This is a genomic window from Kribbella koreensis (assembly GCF_039525325.1).
Taxonomy (GTDB): Bacteria; Actinomycetota; Actinomycetes; order Propionibacteriales; family Kribbellaceae; genus Kribbella; species Kribbella koreensis.
The window spans coordinates 125,477-145,434 of the sequence record NZ_BAAAHK010000002.1 but is presented as its reverse complement, the minus strand read 5'-3'; the positions used below and the strand labels follow the sequence as shown (position 1 = coordinate 145,434).

The 19,958-nt window shown below is 67.2% G+C and carries 14 protein-coding genes; 10 read left to right on the top strand and 4 right to left on the bottom strand.

The window, feature by feature from the left end:
* Positions 1–10: 10 nt before the first annotated feature.
* Complete coding sequence (locus ABD116_RS02890; protein WP_343964480.1) at positions 11–1,360, bottom strand: GH1 family beta-glucosidase; 1,350 nt, start codon at positions 1,358–1,360, stop codon at positions 11–13.
* 106 nt (positions 1,361–1,466) lie between these two features.
* Positions 1,467–2,672: an ROK family protein gene (locus ABD116_RS02885; protein ID WP_343964478.1), complete on the bottom strand. Its 1,206-nt coding sequence runs from the start codon at positions 2,670–2,672 to the stop codon at positions 1,467–1,469.
* A gap of 356 nt (positions 2,673–3,028) precedes the next feature.
* Here ABD116_RS02885 and ABD116_RS02880 point away from each other — a divergent pair, with 356 nt between their 5' ends.
* The 7 genes from ABD116_RS02880 (at position 3,029) to ABD116_RS02850 (ending at position 11,614) form a co-directional block, all read left to right on the top strand.
* A complete protein-coding gene (locus tag ABD116_RS02880; RefSeq protein ID WP_343964476.1) occupies positions 3,029–4,054 on the top strand; it encodes a LacI family DNA-binding transcriptional regulator in 1,026 nt (341 codons plus the stop codon).
* A 208-nt stretch (positions 4,055–4,262) separates the two neighbouring features.
* A complete protein-coding gene (locus tag ABD116_RS02875) occupies positions 4,263–5,945 on the top strand; it encodes an ABC transporter substrate-binding protein (protein WP_343964474.1) in 1,683 nt (560 codons plus the stop codon).
* A gap of 78 nt (positions 5,946–6,023) precedes the next feature.
* A complete protein-coding gene (locus ABD116_RS02870; RefSeq protein WP_343964472.1) occupies positions 6,024–7,091 on the top strand; it encodes an ABC transporter ATP-binding protein in 1,068 nt (355 codons plus the stop codon).
* A complete protein-coding gene (locus ABD116_RS02865; protein ID WP_343964470.1) occupies positions 7,088–8,068 on the top strand; it encodes an ABC transporter permease in 981 nt (326 codons plus the stop codon). The genes ABD116_RS02870 and ABD116_RS02865 overlap by 4 nt, the downstream gene beginning before the upstream one ends.
* 3 nt (positions 8,069–8,071) lie before the next feature.
* The gene (locus tag ABD116_RS02860; protein WP_343964468.1) at positions 8,072–9,118 is read left to right on the top strand and encodes an ABC transporter permease; all 1,047 of its coding nucleotides are present in this window, start codon (positions 8,072–8,074) and stop codon (positions 9,116–9,118) included.
* On the top strand, positions 9,115–10,119 hold the full coding sequence (locus tag ABD116_RS02855; RefSeq protein WP_343964466.1) for an ABC transporter ATP-binding protein: 1,005 nt from the start codon (positions 9,115–9,117) through the stop codon (positions 10,117–10,119). The genes ABD116_RS02860 and ABD116_RS02855 overlap by 4 nt, the downstream gene beginning before the upstream one ends.
* Before the next feature lie 70 nt (positions 10,120–10,189).
* The gene (locus ABD116_RS02850; RefSeq protein WP_343964464.1) at positions 10,190–11,614 is read left to right on the top strand and encodes a GH1 family beta-glucosidase; all 1,425 of its coding nucleotides are present in this window, start codon (positions 10,190–10,192) and stop codon (positions 11,612–11,614) included.
* A 38-nt stretch (positions 11,615–11,652) separates the two neighbouring features.
* Here the strand turns inward: ABD116_RS02850 and ABD116_RS02845 are convergent, their stop codons facing one another.
* On the bottom strand, positions 11,653–11,982 hold the full coding sequence (locus ABD116_RS02845) for a hypothetical protein (protein WP_343964462.1): 330 nt from the start codon (positions 11,980–11,982) through the stop codon (positions 11,653–11,655).
* Here ABD116_RS02845 and ABD116_RS02840 point away from each other — a divergent pair.
* Positions 11,872–12,246, top strand: a complete 375-nt coding sequence (locus ABD116_RS02840) for a DUF3626 domain-containing protein (RefSeq protein WP_343964878.1) — start codon at positions 11,872–11,874, stop codon at positions 12,244–12,246. The two genes, ABD116_RS02845 and ABD116_RS02840, sit on opposite strands and share 111 nt — an antisense overlap.
* 323 nt (positions 12,247–12,569) lie before the next feature.
* Positions 12,570–17,129, top strand: coding sequence for a multicopper oxidase domain-containing protein (locus ABD116_RS02835; RefSeq protein ID WP_343964460.1), 4,560 nt, complete (start codon positions 12,570–12,572; stop codon positions 17,127–17,129).
* Between the two features lie 120 nt (positions 17,130–17,249).
* Here ABD116_RS02835 and ABD116_RS02830 read toward each other — a convergent pair whose 3' ends face one another.
* Complete coding sequence (locus ABD116_RS02830) at positions 17,250–18,851, bottom strand: beta-N-acetylhexosaminidase (RefSeq protein ID WP_343964458.1); 1,602 nt, start codon at positions 18,849–18,851, stop codon at positions 17,250–17,252.
* 85 nt (positions 18,852–18,936) lie between these two features.
* On the opposite strand from ABD116_RS02830, the gene ABD116_RS02825 reads away from it, so the two are divergent.
* A complete protein-coding gene (locus ABD116_RS02825; RefSeq protein WP_343964456.1) occupies positions 18,937–19,722 on the top strand; it encodes an alpha/beta fold hydrolase in 786 nt (261 codons plus the stop codon).
* The last annotated feature ends 236 nt before the right edge of the window (positions 19,723–19,958 follow it).

Sequence of the window (19,958 nt, the reverse complement as noted above, 5' to 3'; positions counted from 1 at the left end):
GTTTGGGGGGTTAACCCCTCAGATTGCGGTGGGTCTTGATGAGGTCGGTGTAGGTCTTGCCGCTGGTTTTCATGACTCGTTTGCCGGTGGGGTAGTCGACGTAGGCGAGGCCGAAGCGGGGGGCGTAGCCATAGGCCCATTCGAAGTTGTCCATCAGGGACCAGGCGAAGTAGCCCGCGAGTGGGGCGCCCTGCTCGACGGCGCGGACGCAAGCGGCCAGGTGGCTGTCCAGGTAGGCGGTTCGGTCGGTGTCGTCGACGTTGAAGTCGGCGTCGGGCTGGTCGACCCAGGCCGAGCCGTTCTCGGTGATGTAGATCTTTTCGGCGCCGTACTCCTTGGCGAGGCGGAGGATCAGCTCCTCCAGACCCGCCGGGTGGACCTCCCAGTCGAGCATCGTGTGCGTGACGTTCGGACCCGGAACCTGGCTGAATCCCAGCACAGGAACGGATTCGTCCGCCTTCACGATCTGCCGGAAGTAGTAGTTCAGCCCGACGAAGTCCGTCGGCGCCGCGATGATCTCGGCGTCGCCGGGCTGCTCGGGCAGCTCGACGCCGTACACCTCGACCATGTCCGCCGGGAAGCCGCGACCGAACAGCGGGTCCAGCCACCAGCGGTTGACGTGGCCGTCGGCAACCTGCGCCGCACGGATGTCAGCGGCAGCGGTCGAAGCCGGCTCGATGCCACTGAGGTTGACGACCAGTCCGACCTGCGGCGGCTTGGGCGCCGATTCGCGCAGTGCCGCGACACCGAGCCCGTGCGCGAGCATCAGGTTGTACGACACCCGCACAGCGATCTCGTGATCCTTGATGCCAGGCGCCATCCGCCCTTCCCAGTGGCCGATCCAGGCCGAGCACAACGGCTCGTTCAGCGTCACCCAGTCAGTGACCCGGTCGCCGAGCCGCGCCCCGACGACGGCCGCGTACTCCGCGAACCGGTACGCCGTCTCGCGGTTCTCCCAGCCGCCGAGATCCTGCAGCGCCTGCGGTAGATCCCAGTGGTACAAGGTGACGAACGGTTTGATGCCATTGGCAAGCAAGTCGTCGACGACCCGCTCGTAGTAGGCGAGACCGGCCTCGTTGACCTCGCCGGAGCCGGTCGGGAAGATCCGCGGCCAGGCGATCGAGAACCGGTACGCGTCGACACCGAGCTGCTTGATCAGCTCCAGATCCTCGGGCCAGCGGTTGTACGAATCACATGCGACGTCACCGGTATCACCGTTGTCGATCGCGCCGGGAACCCGGCAGAACGTGTCCCAGATCGACGGCAGCCGGCCATCGGCATCGATCGCACCTTCGATCTGGTACGCCGACGTTGCGGTACCCCAGACGAAGTCCTGCCGGAGCGGGGAGAGCTCGACCATCGGTGACCCCCAAGGGGTAGTAGGCGGGTTTTTTCAAAGCATAGTTGAAGTCCTGAACCCCGAATAGCGAGCGAGGTTCCGGAACCGTCCGAGCAGAAAGCCGGCGTCAGCGAGCGCGCGCGGTGAGATTGCGTGGCGCACGCGAGGTGGTGCCGCCGTCGCGGAGCAAGCGAAGAATCGGCAGCGTCGCGGCACCCATGGCGACCGCGTCACGACCGAGCTCGCACAGCTCGATGGAAACCTGCGCATAGGGCTGCCGCAACGCGTGCCGAGCAGTGGCCGCGCGCAACTCGGGGAGGTAGCGCTCGCCCAGCAACAGTCCGGACCAACCGCCGAGCACGATCCGCTCGGGGTTGAACAGGTTGACCAGGTTGGCGAAACCAGCGCCCAGGTAGCCGATCGTGTCCTCGACCACCTTCGCGGCGGCCTCGGACGAGTCGACCGAGTCGAGCAGCGCGATGAAGGCGGCTTCCTCGTCAGCCCCGAAGGAGACCTCGCTGCCGCCGGCCAGTCGATGCCGATCGAGCACGCCTTCCGCACCGACGTACGCCTCGAGACAGCCGTCCGATCCACAGCGGCACCGGCGTCCGCCGTACATGATCGTCGTGTGGCCCCACTCGCCCGCGCTGCTGCGGGTGCCGCGATAGCTGGTGCCGCCCGTGACGAGCGCGGCGCCGACGCCGGATCCGACCAGCGCGACCACGGCATCGGTCGCACCCCGGCCGGCCCCGAACCACATCTCGGCCTGGCCGAGAGTGTTCGCGCCGTTGTCGACCTGGATCGGAATGTCGGTCTTGGCCGCGAGCAACGCACCCAGCGGAACCGCGTCCCACCCGAGCGTCTGCGCATGCACGACCGCGTCAGCCGGCCCCTCGACGACACCAGCCACAGCAACACCGAGGCCCAACACGCGATCCTCAGCGATCCCAGCCTGAGCCAGTACTTCGGACAGCCCGGCGAGCACGTACTTGACCACCAGCGCAGGGTCCGGCTTCGGCGTCTCGATCGGGTAGACCTTCGTCGCCAGCTGGTTCATCGCCAGGTCGAAGAGCTCCACCCTGACCCGCGTCTCGCCGACCTCCGCGCCGACGACGTACCCGAAGGCCGGGGCGACCCGGAGCAGCACGCGGGGCCGGCCACCGTCGGACTCGACCGAGCCGGCCTCCTCGACCACGCCCTCGTCGAGTAGCTCGCCGACCAGGTTGCTCACGCTCGCGGCGCTCAGCGACGTCTGGTGTCCCAGCTCGAACCGGCTCAGCGGTCCGTCGCGGTAGATGCTGGTGAGCAGCACGGAGCGGTTGGACCTGCGCATGTCGCGCACAGTGGTCCGGCGTCCATCCATCGTTGTGTGTTCCGCCCTCGGGGTCTGCGCCGGCCGGCGGCTGAAAATCGATCTTTCGGCCGACACTCCATCATGCACCAGCGCCGGTCCGGAAGGGCCTGGAGACGCTGTGCTCGATGCCTCCCCCACCGCACCACCCCGGTCCGCGGTCAAGACAACGAAGGACTTCTTACAAATCGTGAACTTAGTCGTGATTCGTTATCGCACCGTGATTGACGTGAGCTGACTCACTCGGCTTCACTCTACGGAACCGCTTCCGAAACCGGTTCCGAACATTCCGGACACGTCGCGGCAACATGAACCCCAACCGCCCGAGGGGAGCTGAAGTGTCGATCACCATCGCCGATGTCGCCGCCCGTGCAGGCGTCAGCAAGACCACCGTCTCCCGTGTCCTCAACGGCAAGGGCGAGCTCGACATGCGCACCGCCGAGCGGGTCCGCCAAGTGATCGCGGAGCTCGGTTACGTGCCGAGCGCCCGCGCCGTCGGGCTGGCCCGCGGCCGGACCCGGATCGTCGGCATGCTGGTCCCTTCGCTCACCTGGCCCTGGATGGGCGAGGTGCTGCAGGGCGCCGTGGACGTGGTCGAGTCCGAGGGCTACGGCCTGCTGCTGTTCACCTGCAACCGGGGTGAGGAGTCCATGCAGCAGTTCGCCTCCCAGGTCTCGGCCCAGTCCTTCGACGGCCTGCTGGTGATCGAGCCGGAAGGCACGCTCGCCTACATCGAACAACTGCACTCCCGCGGCTTGCCCGTCGTCCTGATCGACGACCGGGCCAAGCAGCCTGTCTTCCCGTCCGTCGCCACCACCAACCGCGCCGGTGGCGCGGCCGCGGCCCAGCACCTGCTGGAGCTCGGCCGGCACCAGCCCTTGGTGATCACCGGCGTGGACTGGTTCGGCTGTACCCAGGAACGCCTGGACGGTTTCCGCGACACCTACGCGGCGGCCGGGATCGAGCTCGACCCGAGACTCGTCTTCGAAGGCGACTTCACCCATGACTGCGGCCGCAAGGGCGTCCAGCAGGCCCTCGACGCCGGACTGAAGTTCGATGCGATCTTCGCGCACAACGACCTGTCCGCCGGCGGCGCCATCCAGGCCGTCCGGGAGACCGGGCGGAACGTGCCGAACGACGTGTCGGTGGTCGGTTTCGACGACATCCCCTACGCCCAGCACACCGAACCGCCGCTGACCACGGTGCATCAGCCGATGCGCCAGATGGGTCAGGCGGCGGCCCGGATGCTGATGGGCTACTTCGGCGGCAGTCCGATGCCGGAAGAGCCCCAAGTGCTGCCGACGACCCTCATCGTCCGCAGTTCAACCGCCCCCGTGACCGCCCGCCACACCGTGAACCGCTAGTCACCAGACTCCGGCGGCGGAGTGGCTGCCCCCGCTCCGCCGCCGGTGAAAAGCATCCGTCACCGATCAGCACCGATACCGATCTGTTAGCGCCGCCGATATTCCCATGAGAGCGCTTTCACGGCACGATGCGAAGGCCCCCCAGGCACCACCCGACAGTCATCCCACTGTCATCCGCCAACCAGTTGGACGAAACACAGGAGGAACGATGCGAGCTCGACGCTCAGTCGCGCTAGCCCTCACGGGCGTGCTCGCGGCAGCCCTGATGGCTGCCTGCAGTAACGGGGACGACAGCAAGAACACCGCCGGCACGGGCGGCAGCACCACCACCGTGCTCAACGTGGGAATGCCGAACGGCCCGCAGACCGAGAACCACAACCCGTTCCTCGGCTCGTCGGCCGGTGCGTCGCTGGGTTACCGCTGGATGATCTTCGAGCCGCTGGTGATGATCAACGGCATCAAGCCCGCCGAGCCGGGCAAGCCGTGGCTGGCCACCGAGTGGAAGTGGGACGCCAACTTCACCAAGCTCTCGCTGACCATCCGCGACGGGGTCAAGTTCTCCGACGGTACGCCGATGACCGCCGACGACGTCGCGTACTCGTTCCAGCTCCGCAAGGACAACGAGGGCCTGAACACCGACGCGATCCCCTACGGGACGATCACCGCGTCGGGCAACAAGGTGGACCTGACCTTCACCCGGTCGCAGTTCACCAACCAGAACAAGGTCCTGACCGTGTTCGTGGTGTCGAAGAAGCAGTGGTCGGCGATCAGCGACCCGACCAAGGACATCCTGAAGAACCCGATCGGCACCGGCCCGTACACGGTCAAGTCGTTCACCCCGCAGACCACCACGCTGACGGTCCGCGACTCGTACTGGCAGGACCTGCCGAAGATCAAGGAACTGCGCTACACCTCGTACAACGACAACAACGCGCAGACCACCGCGCTGGCCAACGGCGCCTCGGAGTGGAGCTTCGTCTTCGTCCCGAACGTGAAGGCGGTCTACCAGTCGAAGGACGAGAAGAACCACAAGCTGTTCTTCCCGGCCAACCTGGGCATCCACGGGCTGTGGATCAACACCACCCGCAAGCCGTTCGACGACCCGGCGCTGCGCCGGGCGATGGACAAGGTGATCAACCGCGACGACATCTTCCAGCAGGGCGAGGCCGGGTACTTCTACCCGAAGGTCGAGTCCGTCACCGGCATCCCGACGCCGGCTGGTGAGTCGTTCATCGCCCCGGAGTACAAGGACAAGAAGCACGTCGTCGACGTCGACGGCGCGAAGGCCGACCTGGCCGCCGCCGGCTACAAGCTCGAGGGCGACGTGCTGAAGGACAAGACCGGCAAGCCGGTCACGATCACGCTGACCGACCCGGCCGGCTGGTCCGACTACATCACCGACCTCGAGATCATCAAGGACAACCTGTCCACGATCGGCATCAAGGCGACCGTCGACAAGGCCAACCAGGACGCCTGGTTCAAGAAGATCGACGAGGGTGACTTCGACGCCGCGATGCACTGGACCAACGGTGGCGCGACGCCGTTCGACATCTACCAGAACATCATGGACGGCAAGATCCTCAAGCCGATCGGCAAGGGCGGCGTGAGCGGCAACTACGGCCGGTTCAACTCGCCGGAGGCCACCAAGGCGCTCGACGAGTACGCGAACGCCGCCGACGAGGCAGCTCGCACCACCGCGCTGAACACGCTGCAGAAGATCATGGTCGAGCAGATGCCGATCATCCCGACCTCGGCGTCCAACGTCGGCGGTCTGTACAGCACCAAGAACTGGTCCGGCTGGCCGAGCGACGCCGACCCGTACGCACCGGGTCAGCCGACCCAGCAGAACGCGCTCGAGATCGTCCTGAAGCTGAAGCCCTCCGGAGCCTGAGCACAAGACCGCGGCCGGATCCCACCACCTGGGGATCCGGCCGCGGTGCCGCGATCGAGCTAGGAGCATCGACAAGTCATGACGGCGACCGAGACAGAACCGGTGACCACGGGCGACGTGGTCCTCGAGGCCGACGGCCTCACCAAACACTTCCCCGTCCGCCGGGGGTTGCGCGACCTGTTCACCAAGGAGCGCAAGGCAGTGCACGCGGTGGACGACATCCAGCTGACGCTTCGCCGGGGGCGGGTCACCGCACTCGTCGGCGAATCCGGCTCGGGCAAGTCGACCGTGGCCCGGCTGATGGCCCAGTTGTACGGCCGTACCGCCGGCGACATCCGGCTGCACGGCGAGACGATCACTGTCAAGGGCGGCCGCGGTTTCCGCGCGTACTGCCGCCAGGTACAGATGATCTTCCAGGACCCGTTCGCCTCGCTGAACCCGGTCCACACCGTGCGGTACCACCTGACCCGCGCGCTGAAGATCCACGGCCGGGCGGGCAAGGGCTCCGCCGAGCTCGAGCAGAACCTGAACGCGCTGCTGCTGCGGGTCCAGCTGACCCCGCCGGAGCGCTACCTGGACAAGTTCCCGCACGAACTGTCCGGCGGCCAGCGCCAGCGGGTGTCGATCGCCCGCGCGCTCGGCGCCAACCCCGAGGTGCTGCTCGCCGACGAGCCGGTCTCGATGCTCGACGTCTCCATCCGCCTCGGCGTACTGAACCTCCTGCGTGACCTGAAGGAACGCCTCAACCTGGCGATCCTCTACATCACCCACGACATCGCCTCGGCCCGGTACTTCGCCGACGAGACCCTGGTGATGTACGCCGGCCGGATGGTCGAGGGCGGCGACTCCGAGACCCTCACCCAGAACCCGGCGCACCCGTACACCCGGCTGCTGATCGAGAGCGCGCCCGACCCCGACCGGCTCGACCGGGTTGGGGACGCGAAGGACGCTCCCGAGGACACCGCGGGTGGTGAGCCGCCGAGCCTGATCGCACCGCCGACGGGCTGCCGGTTCCACCCGCGCTGCATCCACGCGATGCCGAAGTGCTCCACCGAGCTGCCGCCGCGGTTCGAGCTGCCGATCGTCTCCGGCGAGGGCGAACACTGGGCCGCCTGCTGGCTCTACGAGGAAGGGGCCGCGAAGTGAAGTTCCTTCTGCAGCGGATCGCGTTCTACCTGTTCACCGCATGGGCAGCCGTCACCATCAACTTCTTCATCCCCCGGCTGATCCCGGGCGACCCGGTCCAGTCGCTGATCAACAAGCAGCAGGGCAACATCAGCACCGAGGCGGTCCACTCGCTCTACGTGCTGTTCGGGCTGGACAAGAACGCCAGCATGCTTTCGCAGTACAAGGACTACTGGATCCAGATCTTCCACGGTGACCTCGGGACGTCGTTCACCTTCTTCCCGGCGCCGGTGTCGCAGATCCTGACCCAGTCGCTGCCGTGGACCATCCTGCTGGTCGGTATCACCACCATCGTCAGCTTCGCGCTCGGTACCGGGCTCGGTGTGCTGGCCGGCTGGCGGCGCGGCTCCTGGATGGACGGGCTGTTGCCGGTGACGACGTTCATCTCGTCGATCCCGTACTTCTGGCTCGGTCTGCTGGCGATCACCCTGCTGGCCGGCGCAGGCAGCTTCTTCCCGTCGTCCGGCGGCTACGAGCCCGGCCTGGTGCCATCCTGGAACGGCGAGTTCATCGGCAGCGCGATCCAGCACAGCCTGCTGCCGGCGCTGACCATCCTGATCTCCTCGGTCAGCGGCTGGATCCTCAGCATGCGCAACATGATGGTCACCGTCGCGTCGGAGGACTACATCACCGTCGCGCACGCCAAGGGCCTGTCCGAGCGGCGGGTGATGGTCAGCTACGCCGCCCGCAACGCGCTGCTGCCGAACGTGTCCGGCTTCGCGCTCTCGCTCGGCTTCATCGTCGGTGGCACGCTGCTGGTGGAGATCGTCTTCTCCTATCCCGGTATCGGCTACAACCTGTTCCAGGCCGTCGGTTCCAAGGACTATCCGCTGCTGCAGGGCATCTTCTTGATCATCACGCTCTCGGTGCTGGTCGCCAACCTGCTCGCGGACGTCGCGTACCTGCTGCTCGATCCCCGCACCCGCAAGGAGGGCTGACCGATGTCCGCACCAGCCAGCACCATCACGGCGGTCACCCCCGGTGGGCCGGCCGCGGCGACCGCCCCGGCCAAGCGTCAGCGGCTGCGGTTCGTCGCCAACGGCAAGGCCGCGACCGGACTGGTCACGCTCGCCTTCTTCTGCCTGATCGCGATCATCGGGCCGTGGATCGCGCCGTTCGATCCGTCCAAACGCAGCAGCGACATCCTCCAGAGCCCGTCCGGCAAGCACTGGTTCGGGACCACGCACCTCGGCCAGGACATCTTCAGCCAGATCCTGGTCGGCACCCGCGGCGTCATGTTCGTCGGCCTGCTGGCCGGCATCATCGCGACGGCGCTGTCGGTCCTGATCGGGGTCAGCTCCGGCTTCCTCGGTGGCGCCGCGGACGAGACCCTGTCCGCGCTCTCGAACGTCTTCCTGGTCATCCCGGCCCTGCCACTGATCATCATCGTCGCCTCGACCATCCCCGGCGCGGGCGACCTGATGGTTGCCTTGGTCATCGGTCTGACGTCGTGGGCCTGGGGAGCGCGAGTACTCCGTGCGCAGACCCTCTCCCTGCGACGGCGTGACTACGTCGAGGCGGCCCGGGCCACCGGTGAGAGCACCTGGCGGATCATCACGGTCGAGATCCTGCCGAACCTGACCGCGATCATCGCGTCGGGCTTCGTCGGTACCGTGATCTTCGCCGTCATGTCCGAGATCACCCTGGCCTTCATCGGCATCTCGACCATCTCCGAGTGGAACTGGGGCACCATCCTGTTCTGGGCGCAGAGCCAGCAGGCCCTGGCCCAGGGCGCGTGGTGGTGGTTCGTCCCGGCCGGTCTCGCGATCGCGATCCTCGGTACGGCGCTGTCGCTGATCAACTTCGGCATCGACGAGTTCGTCAGCCCGCGGTTGCGCAGCAGCGGCCACACCAAGGTGAAGACCGCCGACGGCCACACGGTCAAGATGCGCGTCGGGTTCACCCCGGTCCTGTCCCAGAACGGCAAGAAGGACCCGGTCACGCCCGTGGTGCGGAAGGCCACTGACGAAGCGAAGGGCGCCGCATGAAGCCGCCAGTGCTCGAAATCAAGAACTTCAACGTCGACTACGGTCTGGGCGACCAGGCCGTCCAGGCGGTCCGCGACGTCACGCTGACCCTGCACCGCGGTGAGGTGCTCGGGCTGGCCGGCGAGAGCGGCAGTGGCAAGTCGACGCTCGCGTACGGCGTCACCCGGCTGCTCCCGCCGCCCGGCGTGATCAGCGGCGGCTCGGTCATCTACCACCCGCCGGGCGGCGAGCCGTACGACGTGATGGCGCTCAGCAACTCCGAACTGCGCGCGTTCCGCTGGGCCGAGACGTCGATCGTGTTCCAGGGCGCGATGAACTCGCTCAACCCGGTGCACAAGGTCTCCACCCAGATGCTCGACGTGATCCGCGCGCACGAGCCGCAGCTCACCCAGGAGGCACGGGTCGCTCGGGCCAAGGAGATGCTCAAGCTGGTCGGCATCTCGGCGGATCGGATGGACGCCTACCCGCACCAGCTGTCCGGCGGTATGCGGCAGCGGGTGATGATCGGGATGGCGCTCGTGCTCGAGCCCCAGGTCGTCATCATGGACGAGCCGACCACGGCCCTCGACGTGGTCATGCAGCGGCAGATCCTCGCCCAGCTGGTCGAACTGCGCGAGCGGCTCGACTTCTCGGTGCTGTTCATCACCCACGACCTGTCGCTGCTGGTCGAGTTCTCCGACCGGATCGCGATCATGTACGGCGGCCGGATCGTCGAGCAGGCGAAGTCGGCCGACCTCTACAAGGACTCCCTGCACCCGTACAGCGAAGGACTGCTCAAGTCCTTCCCGGCGCTGCGCGGTCCGCGCAAGGAACTGGCCGGGATCCCCGGATCCCCGCCCGACCTGCGCGGGATGCCGACCGGTTGCGCGTTCCACCCGCGGTGCCCGCACGCGTTCGACCGCTGCTCGACGGAGATCCCCGTCCTCGGCGTACCCGAGGCCAGGAACGACCCGAACCGCGAGGTGGCCTGCTGGCTGCCGGGTCGCGTTCCGGTCGGCTGATCTCTCACCTCTACCTTTCGAAGGGAGCCAGTACGGCGCTCGCCCACCGGCGGGCGCCGTACACACGCCTATGAACAGCACCGCTGCCCCCACCTCCACAGCGTTCACCGCGCCGGCGGCCGAGCAGGCCCTGATCGACACCCTGCCACCGGGCTTCCGCTGGGGCGTCGCGACCTCGGCGTACCAGATCGAGGGCGCCATCGACGTCGACGGCCGCACGCCGTCGATCTGGGACACCTTCTGCAAGGTGCCCGGCGCGATCGACAATGGCGACACGGGTGACATTGCCTGTGAGCACTACACCCGGATGCCGGCCGACGTCGCCCTGATCAAGGACCTCGGGCTGGACACGTACCGGTTCTCGGTCTCCTGGCCGCGGGTGCAGCCGGGCGGTCGCGGTGGGGTGAACCCGGCCGGGATCGCGTTCTACGACCGGCTGGTCGACGAACTGCTTGCCCAGGGCATCGATCCTTGGGTGACCCTGTACCACTGGGATCTGCCGCAGGAACTCGAAGACGCGGGCGGCTGGCCGGTGCGCGATACGGCGTACCGGTTCGCGGACTACTCGATGCTCGTGTTCGACGCGCTGAGCGACCGGGTCGACACCTGGACGACACTGAACGAGCCGTGGTGCTCGGCGATGCTCGGCTACGCGTACGGCGCCCATGCGCCGGGCCGGAAGGAGTACCCGGCCGCTGTTGCCGCGGTCCACCACCTGCTGCTCGGCCACGGTCTCGCCACCGAGAGGATGCGGGAGGCAGCGCCGCGCAAGCTCGACATCGGCATCACGTTGAACGCGGCAACGGCGTACCCGGCCAGCGACCTGGAGCCGGACCTCGAGGCAGCCCGTCGCGCTGACGGTATGGGCGCGCGGCTCTACCTCGACCCGCTCGTCCACGGCCACTACCCGGCCGACGTCATCGCCGACCTGGCCACCGAAGGCATCGAGATCCCCATCCAGGAAGGAGATCTGGCCACCATCTCAGCCCCCTTCGACGTCCTGGGCATCAACTACTACTTCAGCCAGAAGTTCACCGGCTTCGGCGAGAACGGCGAAACGGCCGGCGAAGACGGTCTCCCCATCACCCGCACCCTCCCCCTGAACCGACCCCGCACCGCCATGGACTGGGAAATCGTCCCCGAAGGCTTCACCGACCTCCTGGTCCGTATCTCCAAGGACTACCCCGGCGTCCCCATGGTCATCACCGAAAACGGCGCCGCCTTCGAAGACACCGCCGACACCACCGGCTACGTCGCCGACGAAGGCCGCACCGCCTACTTCGCCTCCCACCTAGCGGCGGTAGCCTCCGCCATCCAACAGGGCGCCGACATCCGCGGCTACCTGGCCTGGTCCCTCCTGGACAACTTCGAATGGGCCTACGGCTACGACAAACGCTTCGGCATAGTCCGAGTCGACTACGAAACCCAGGCCCGAATCCCCAAGCAAAGCGCCCTGTACCTCAAAGAGGTAGCCCAGCAGCACCGCTCCAAGTAGGCAAGAACCGAACGGCCCGGACGTCTCCGTCCGGGCCGTTACCATTCCACCGTGCCGCCGCCCTCCGCACCCGACCGAGCCTTGGGCCACGTCACCGCTCTCTCCTCGGGACCGCCGCTGGATGAAACCCTCCGCATCACCCTCAACTTCCACCCCGACCGCGACGGCGGGTCTACGGCGCCCTCAACTACCGGCACCAGCCCACCGGCGCAGCGCCGCGCTTCGGCTCCGCTCACTTCCGCCTGACCGCCGACGCCCTGGCCGAGGCCGACGACCGAGATGCCCTGGACAACTACGTCGAAGCCCAGATCCACGGCCCGGTCCGACTGGACCGCGACGTCGAGGCATTGGTCCTGGACCCCAGCCACCGCGGCACACCAATCGAGCAAGCAGCCCGCCGACTCCCCTGCCCAATCGAGTGGCACGCCGGCTTCCGCCTCACCACCGACGACCTATGCCGCCATCCCGACTACAGAGGCCGGCAGTACGTAGACCTCGGCCTGTCGATCGAAGTAGACGGCTGGCTGACGCCGTCAATCCTCGGCGACGCGGCGGCGCTCGGACAGCACGACCCCCAAGCCCTCAAACGCGTCTGGCACTACCTGGCCCGCTTCGGCGACGAGTCCAGGTGACCTCAGCACCGGTCAATCGGATCGAGCGGTGATGCACGGTGTGGCCGGAGGCAACGCTGTGAGTGTGCCTGGGCGGCCGGGTCAAGGGACCTATGGCATGAATCCTCGAACTCTTTCGGCTCTGGCTCCGCCGACGGATGTCGCGACCCTGAAAGGGACTGCTTGGCGCAGGGGACTGGGGGGCGATCCAGGCAGGATCCGAGTCCAGAGGGAGGCTGATCGTGAATGTCAGAAGATCCACCACGTGCTTGACGGTATTGGCGGTGATCGCGGGTTCCATGACGTGGCTGGCGGGGCCCGTCAGTGCGGTCACGCCGGCGCGCGTGTCCGCTGCGGGTCCGGTGTCGCCGACTGACGAGACCAAGGTCCCGCACTACTTCGGGCCCTATCCGAACTGGGCCAACAGCCCGGCCACGCTGTCGACCGCGGCGGTGAAGATCAACGGGACGGGGACCGGGGCGGCGGCTGTGGCCCAGGTCGACCCGGCGACCGGTGGGATCACATCGATCACGGTCACGGCTCCCGGTCACGACTACGACGCGACGACGACGGTGACCGTCGATGGCAGCACTGGTACGCCGGCCGGCGCGACTGCGACGGTCAACCCGACCGGCGCGGTCGTCAACCTCACAGTAGGCAGCGCCGGCACCGGGTATAGCGGGTTCGGCGTCGCGATCACCGGTGGCGGTGGCACCGGTGCGACCGCGACCGCCTCTGGGGGCGTGGACGCCGTTCACATCGCCGACGGTGGCAGCGGCTACACGATGCCGACTGTCGACTTCGACCTGCCCGACGATCCCAACGGCACCGTCGCCAAGGGACACGTGCCGATGATCGCCAATGGCGACCCGGTCGACGGGATGAACGCCAACGGCACGATCACCGCGGTCGTCGTCGATTCACCCGGCTCCGGTTACAGCACGGCGCCCGCAGTCACGGTTCGCGACGGCACGATCTTCGACCCGATCACCGGGTCCACCCCGGCCACTGCCACGGCCGATCTGAAGCTGGTCGCTGCCACCGTGACCGACCCCGGTACCGGCTACACGAGTACGCCGGCGGTCGCGGTCACCGACCCGACCGGGACCGGCACAGGGGCGGCCGTGACGGCAGTCACCGACGTCGGCTCGATCAGCGGGATCACCGTGGACACGCCTGGAAACGGATACCTGTCCCCGGGCCTCAAGAAGTTCCAGGACGAGCTTCCGGTCACCTGCAACCCGGGCACCGACGGTACGGGCTGCCCGCTGGCGCCGAGTACCCCGGCGATGGGGCCGGCCGCGAAGTTCATTCCCACCGCGGTTCCGGAGGCCAAGACCTACAACGGCAAGGCGAGCGACGAGTACGTCATCGGTCTGGTGCAGTACCGGACGAAGTTCTCCTCAGACCTGCCACCGACCTTGGTCCGCGGCTACGTGCAGCTATCCACCCCTGGAGTTCCGGGACGGCAGGTGCCGCTCTACAACGAACTGGTGGACGGCACCCGGCAGCAGATCGCCGGCTACACCGGTGTCGCCTCGCCGCAATGGCTCGGCCCCATCATCGCCGCGACGAAGGACAAGCCGGTACGGATCGTCTTCCGCAACCTGTTGCCCACCGGTGCCGCCGGTGATCTGTTCCTGCCCACCGACAGCACCATGATGGGATCGGGCACAGGCCCGACCGGGCAGGCCGCACCGACCAACGCCGGCACCGTCATGGACGGTGTACGCAACCCGGCCTGTACGCAGTACCCGAAGGACGCCGGGTGCTTCAAGGACAACCGCGCCACGCTGCACCTGCATGGCGGGGTCACGCCGTGGATCAGCGACGGTACGCCGCACCAGTGGATCACGCCGGCCGGGGAGAACACCCCATGGCCGCAGGGTGTGAGTGTTCGCACCGTGCCTGACATGGTCGACGGCTCGGGCGCCGAGGTCTGCGCCGCCGCCGACGACGGCTGCTCCACCTTCTACTACACGAATCAGCAGAGTGCGCGGATGATGTTCTACCACGATCACTCGTGGGGGATCACCCGGCTGAACGTGTACGCCGGCGAGGCCGCCGGTTACCTGATCACCGACGACACGGAGAAGGCGCTGGTCAGCAGTGGCACGATCCCTGGTGAGGCCGACAGTCTCCCGCTGATCGTGCAGGACCGGACGTTCACCCCGGACCAGGCCCAGCTCAAGCTGCAGGACCCCACCTGGGACGAGCAACGCTGGGGCGCCAAGGGCAGCTTCTGGTACCACCACGTCTACATGCCTGCACAGAACCCGGGTGACCCCTCGGGGATGAGTGCCTACGGCCGCTGGATGTACGGGCCATGGTTCTGGCCGCCGGCCACCGGCACGGTCAACGGCCCGATCGCCAACCCGTACTTCGACCCCGCCTGCAAGCTCGACGTCCCGTCGACGTGGCAGTACCAGACCGATCCGTTCTGTGAGCCCGAGCAGATCCCCGGGACGCCGAACATCTCAGCAGGGATGGAGCAGTTCAACGACACCCCGATCGTCAACGGGGTGGCCTACCCCAAGGTGACGCTGCAGCCGAAGAGCTACCGGCTGAGGATGCTCAACGCCGCCAACGACCGGTTCTTCAACCTCCAGTGGTACACCGCCGATCCGACCCAGGGTGACGGCACCACCGAGGTCGCGCTGAAGCCCAACGAGCTCCAGGCAGCGCAAACAGATCCGACGGTGTCACCGACACCGGTGGGCGCCAACAACAACGCTTTCGGCCCCGACTGGGTTCAGATCGCCAACGAGGGTGGCTTCCTGCCCGCTCCCGCGGTGATCGACGGCCAGCAGCCGACGACCTGGATCACCGACCCGACCCGGTTCGACGTGGGCAACGTCGACAAGTCGTCGTTGCTGCTCGCACCGGCGGAGCGGGCCGACGTCATCGTCGACTTCTCGAAGTTCGCCGGCAAGACGCTGATCCTCTACAACGACGCTCCCGCCGCGTTCCCGGCCAGGGTGCCGTCGTACGACTACTACACCGGAGCACCGGACCTCCGCCCGGCCGGCGCCCCGACCCCATTGGCCGGCTACGGCCCCAACACCCGCACGGTGATGCAGGTGACGATCGCCGCCAGCACGCCCGCGGCCGCGTTCGACCTCACCAAGCTCCGCGCCGCGTTCACGCACAAGGCCAACGGTTCCGGGGTCTTCGAGTCGGGGCAGAACCCGATCGTCGTCGGTCAGGCGGCCTACAACTCGGCGTACGGCTCGTCGTTCGCCGCCAGCAGCAACTGCAACGTCGCGAACACCAACGTACAGCGGTGTGACGGCCTGGTCCGGGTGAACGACACCGGCACCTTCGGCTTCAACACGTTGCGGTCGCCGGCCACGAAGGTGTCCATGAAGCTGGAGCCGAAGGCGATGCACGACGAGATGAACTCCTCGACCTTCGACGAGTTCGGGCGGATGCAGGCCAACCTCGGCCTCGAGGCCCAACCACCGAGTCCAGGGCAACAGAACGTCACCCTGTACCCGTACGTCAATCCACAGACCGAACTGATCGACGGCACCAAGCTGCCGACCGCCGACGTCAAGGCCAGTCCGATCAGTGACCTGAAGGACGGCACGCAGATCTGGCGCTTCACCCACAACGGGGTGGACACGCACCCGATCCACTTCCACCTCTTCGACGTCCAGGTGCTGAACCGGGTGACGTGGGACAACATCATCATCCCGCCGGACCCTGGCGAGCTGGGCTGGAAGGACACGGTGCGGATCAGTCCGCTGGAGGACACCATCGTGGCGCTGCGCCCGATCATCCCGAAGGTGCCGTTCGAGGTACCGAACTCGGTACGGCCCCTCAGTCCGATGAGTCCGATCGGGTCGACGGTGGGCTTCAACAGCATCGACCCGCAGGGCAATCCGACGGCGGCGATCACCAACCAGCTGGTCAACTTCGGCTGGGAGTACGTCTACCACTGCCACATCCTGTCCCATGAGGAAATGGACATGATGCGACCGGTAAGCCTCGCGATGCCGCCGCTCAAGGCCGAGAACCTCGCGTTCACCTTCACCGGCACCGGCGCCAACCGGAGGGTGCGCCTGACCTGGACCGACAACTCGATCACCGAGACGTCGTTCGTCGTCCAGCGCACGACCAACGGCATCGACTGGACCACCGTCTCAACGGTGCAATCGCCGCTCAACCAGACCAACACGAAGGGATCAACACTGGTCACGGTCGACCCGACGTCCAATGCGACGACGCCTTACCGCTACCGGGTACAGGCTGTGAACACGGTCGGCTACGGGTCGGGCTTCCCGACCATGTCGGTCCAGTCGACCTCGAGCGAACTCGGCGTCAACCTCCCGGCAGCTCCGACACTGCTCACGGCGGCGCTGCAGGCAGGGCCTCCCAGGGTGGTGCTCACCTGGCGTGACAACGCGAGCAACGAGTCCGGCTTCGCGGTCGAGCGCTCGACCGACGGCGGCACGACGTTCAGCAGGATCGCGACAAGGGCCGCCGGCGCCGGCACCGGGAACGTCACGTTCACCGACACCGGCGTGGCACTCGGTTCCACGTACGTCTACCGGGTCGCCGCCGAGAACACCGCCGGAACCTCGGCATTCACCCCGGCGTTGACCGTCACCGTCGACGTCCCGGCCGTGCCGACAGCCCTGGTCGGCAGCGCCGTACGGCAAGGGAGCGGGGAGCGGGTCACCCTCACTTGGAACGGTGTCGCCGGAGCTTCCGGCTACACCATCCAATGGAGCGCGACCCCAGCATTCACGACGGTTGCCGGCACCACGAACCTCGGAGCCGTCACGACCGTCACGACCGGAACCATCGCTCGACAGGCGTGGTACTTCCGGATCCGTGGCACCAACGCACTAGGTACCGGCGCCTGGTCGACACCGGTCCTGGTGGCCGCTGCTCTCTGACCAATCACCGGCTCATCAAACACCCAGCTGGAGGAGGTACCGAACCAAAGGAACGAAGCGGCGCCGGGGTCACACAACGTGCCCCGGCGCCGCTCCACGAGCAGGCGAGCCCGGGGGCGGCTAGCGCCAGGTGATTTCGGGGGCTCGGTAGAAGTTGATGCTTAGGGTGTCCCAGCGGGAGCCTTGGGCGCCTAGGCGGGTTTTGTAGGTGGTCCAGTCGAGGGCGGAGGACGGGGACCAACCTAGTTCGGCGATGCCTGGTAGGCGGGGGAAGGCCATGTATTCGAGCTTGTCGAGGTTGTCGAGGGTTTCGGACCAGATGGGGGCTTCTACGCCGGCTACTGCGGTGGTGGGGAGGTTCGGGATGAGGGTGGACGGGTTCCAGCTGTAGGACTTCTGGATGCTGACGTAGCCGGCCCAGGACAGGCCGTACGGAGTACTGGAGTTGTACTTCATGTCCAGGTAGGCGCGGTTGGCCGGGGACAGGACTACCTTGGCGCCTTGGGCGGCGGCCTTGCGGGCCAGGTCGCGGGAGCGGGTGTCGTCGGTGCCCCAGTACTGCGCGATGCTGTTGGCCGGGAGGGTGGTCTCGGCGATCTCTTGCCAGCCCATCACTCGCTTGTTCTGCTTGGTGACAAGGGCGGACGCCTTCGGGACGAAGGTCAGGTAGTCGGAGTGCGGGGTCGAGTGCGCCTCATCCCCGCCCAGGTGGACGATGTCGCCAGGGGTCTGCTGGGCCACCTCACGGAACACGTCGTCGAGGAACGTGTACGTGACGGGCTTCGCGACGCAGAGGGAGCTGAAGCCGACATCGGTGCCGGTGTAGAGCGGCGGGGCGACCCCGTTGCAGTTGAGCTGGGCATACGACGCCAGTGCGGCGTTGGTGTGGCCGGGGGTGTCGATCTCGGGGATGACCTGCAGGTAGCGCTCACCGGCGTACCGGACGATCTCTGCGAAGTCTGCCTTGGTGTAGAAGCCTCCTGGGGTGCCGCCAACCTCGAGGCTTCCTCCGTACGTCGTGAGCCGCGGCCACGAGTCGACCTGGATGCGCCAGCCCTGGTCGTCCGAGAGGTGCAGGTGGAGCTTGTTGAGCTTGTAGAGCGCGGCTAGGTCGATGTACCGCTTCACCTCGGTCAGTGAGAAGAAGTGGCGGGATACGTCGAGCATGGTGCCGCGGTAGGCGTAGCGCGGTGAGTCGTCAATCGTCGTACCGGCTACAGTCCACGGGCCGGCCTGCTGGGTCGACGCCTCGGACTTGGCGGGCAGTAGTTGCCTGACGGTGGTGAGGCCGCGGTACAGGCCCTCGGGGGTTGCTGCGGTGACGGTGAGCGCGGTGCTGTCGGCGCGCAACTGGTAGCCCTCGGCACCGAGCGAGGCGGGGCCGTTGGTGGAGAGCTTGATGGTGGCGGTGCCCGGCACTATCGCTAGTGGGTAGCCGGTTGAGACGCGCAGTCTGGCGGCGAACTGTTCTGCGACCTTGCCGGCGGCTTGGCTTTCGGCGGCGTCGGTGGCGACGTTGATCGCGCTCGAGCTGGTCAGGGTGAAGGTCTGGCCGGTGAGCGCGGTTTGGCTGACCGGCTTGGGGATCAGGCTGGGTGCGGGGTCTGCTTGTGGCGTGGCCAGGGCAGTCGTCGTGGGTGCGAAGAGGGGTGTCGCGAGCAGAGCGGCGGTGAGGATGCCGGCTAGCGAGACCCGTCCTGGGCGGCGGGCGAGTCGTGTCATAACCGTGAGTGTTCGGGCCCTCACCGGTCGAGTCAAGGCCCGGTCCGTGGGGTAGCTTTTCGGCATCCGGACATTGGGGAGCGTTATGGGTGAGTACGTGCAATTGGGGGCCGTGAAGACCTGGTACGACGAGCACGGGGCGGGCTCGGGTGAGCCGCTTGTGCTGATGCATGGCGGGCTGGTGGATGCGCGGTTCTTCGAGGCGAACACGCCCGCGCTGGCGGAGCACTTCCACGTCTACACGCCAGAGCGGCGCGGGCACGGGCATACGCCGGATGTCGAAGGGCCGATCAGCTACCAGCTCATGGCCGACGACACGATCGCGTTCCTCGAGACCGTGATCGGCCGGCCGGCCGATCTGGTCGGGCACAGCGACGGCGCCTTCACCGCGATGCTCGTCGCGATGCAACGCCCTGAGCTGGTCAATCGGCTCGTGCTGATCAGCGGCGGCTTCAACAAGTCGGGCGAGGCGGGCCCGGAGATGGAGTGGGACGTCCCGGCGATCACCCAGTTCCTCGGCCCGGCGTACGGCGAGGTCTCCCCCGACGGCGAGGACCACTTCCCCGTCGTCGCCACCAAGATCGGCGAAATGGCCGCCAAGGAACCCGACCTGCGCGCCACCGACCTCAACGTGATCACCGCCCGCACCCTGGTGATGTTCTCCGACGACGACCTGGTGACGCTCGCCCACGCCGTCGAAATGTACGACAACATCCCCAACGCCGAATTCGCCGTAGTCCCCGGCACCTCCCACTTCCTGCCCCAGGAAAAGCCGGCCCTCGTCAACACCCTGGTCCTCGACTTCCTCACCAACACCCCCGTCCCAACCATCGCCCCCATCCGCCGAGCACCTGCCCCCGAAAACACCTGACCCAACCGGCCACTGGCCCCTAGCCGCAACGATCCACCGCACCGCGACCCAACTCCTCGGCCAGAACCGGCGACCTTGAACAGGTTCCGGTGGGTTTGAACACCGAATAGCTTGTTCAAGGTCACCGTTTGGTGTTCGAGCCCACCAGTGGTGGGCCCGGACACGAAGGGCTGCGCGAGATCTGGTTCGGGTGGCGGGGATCGGTCATGATGGCGAGTTCCGAGTGCACCGATCTG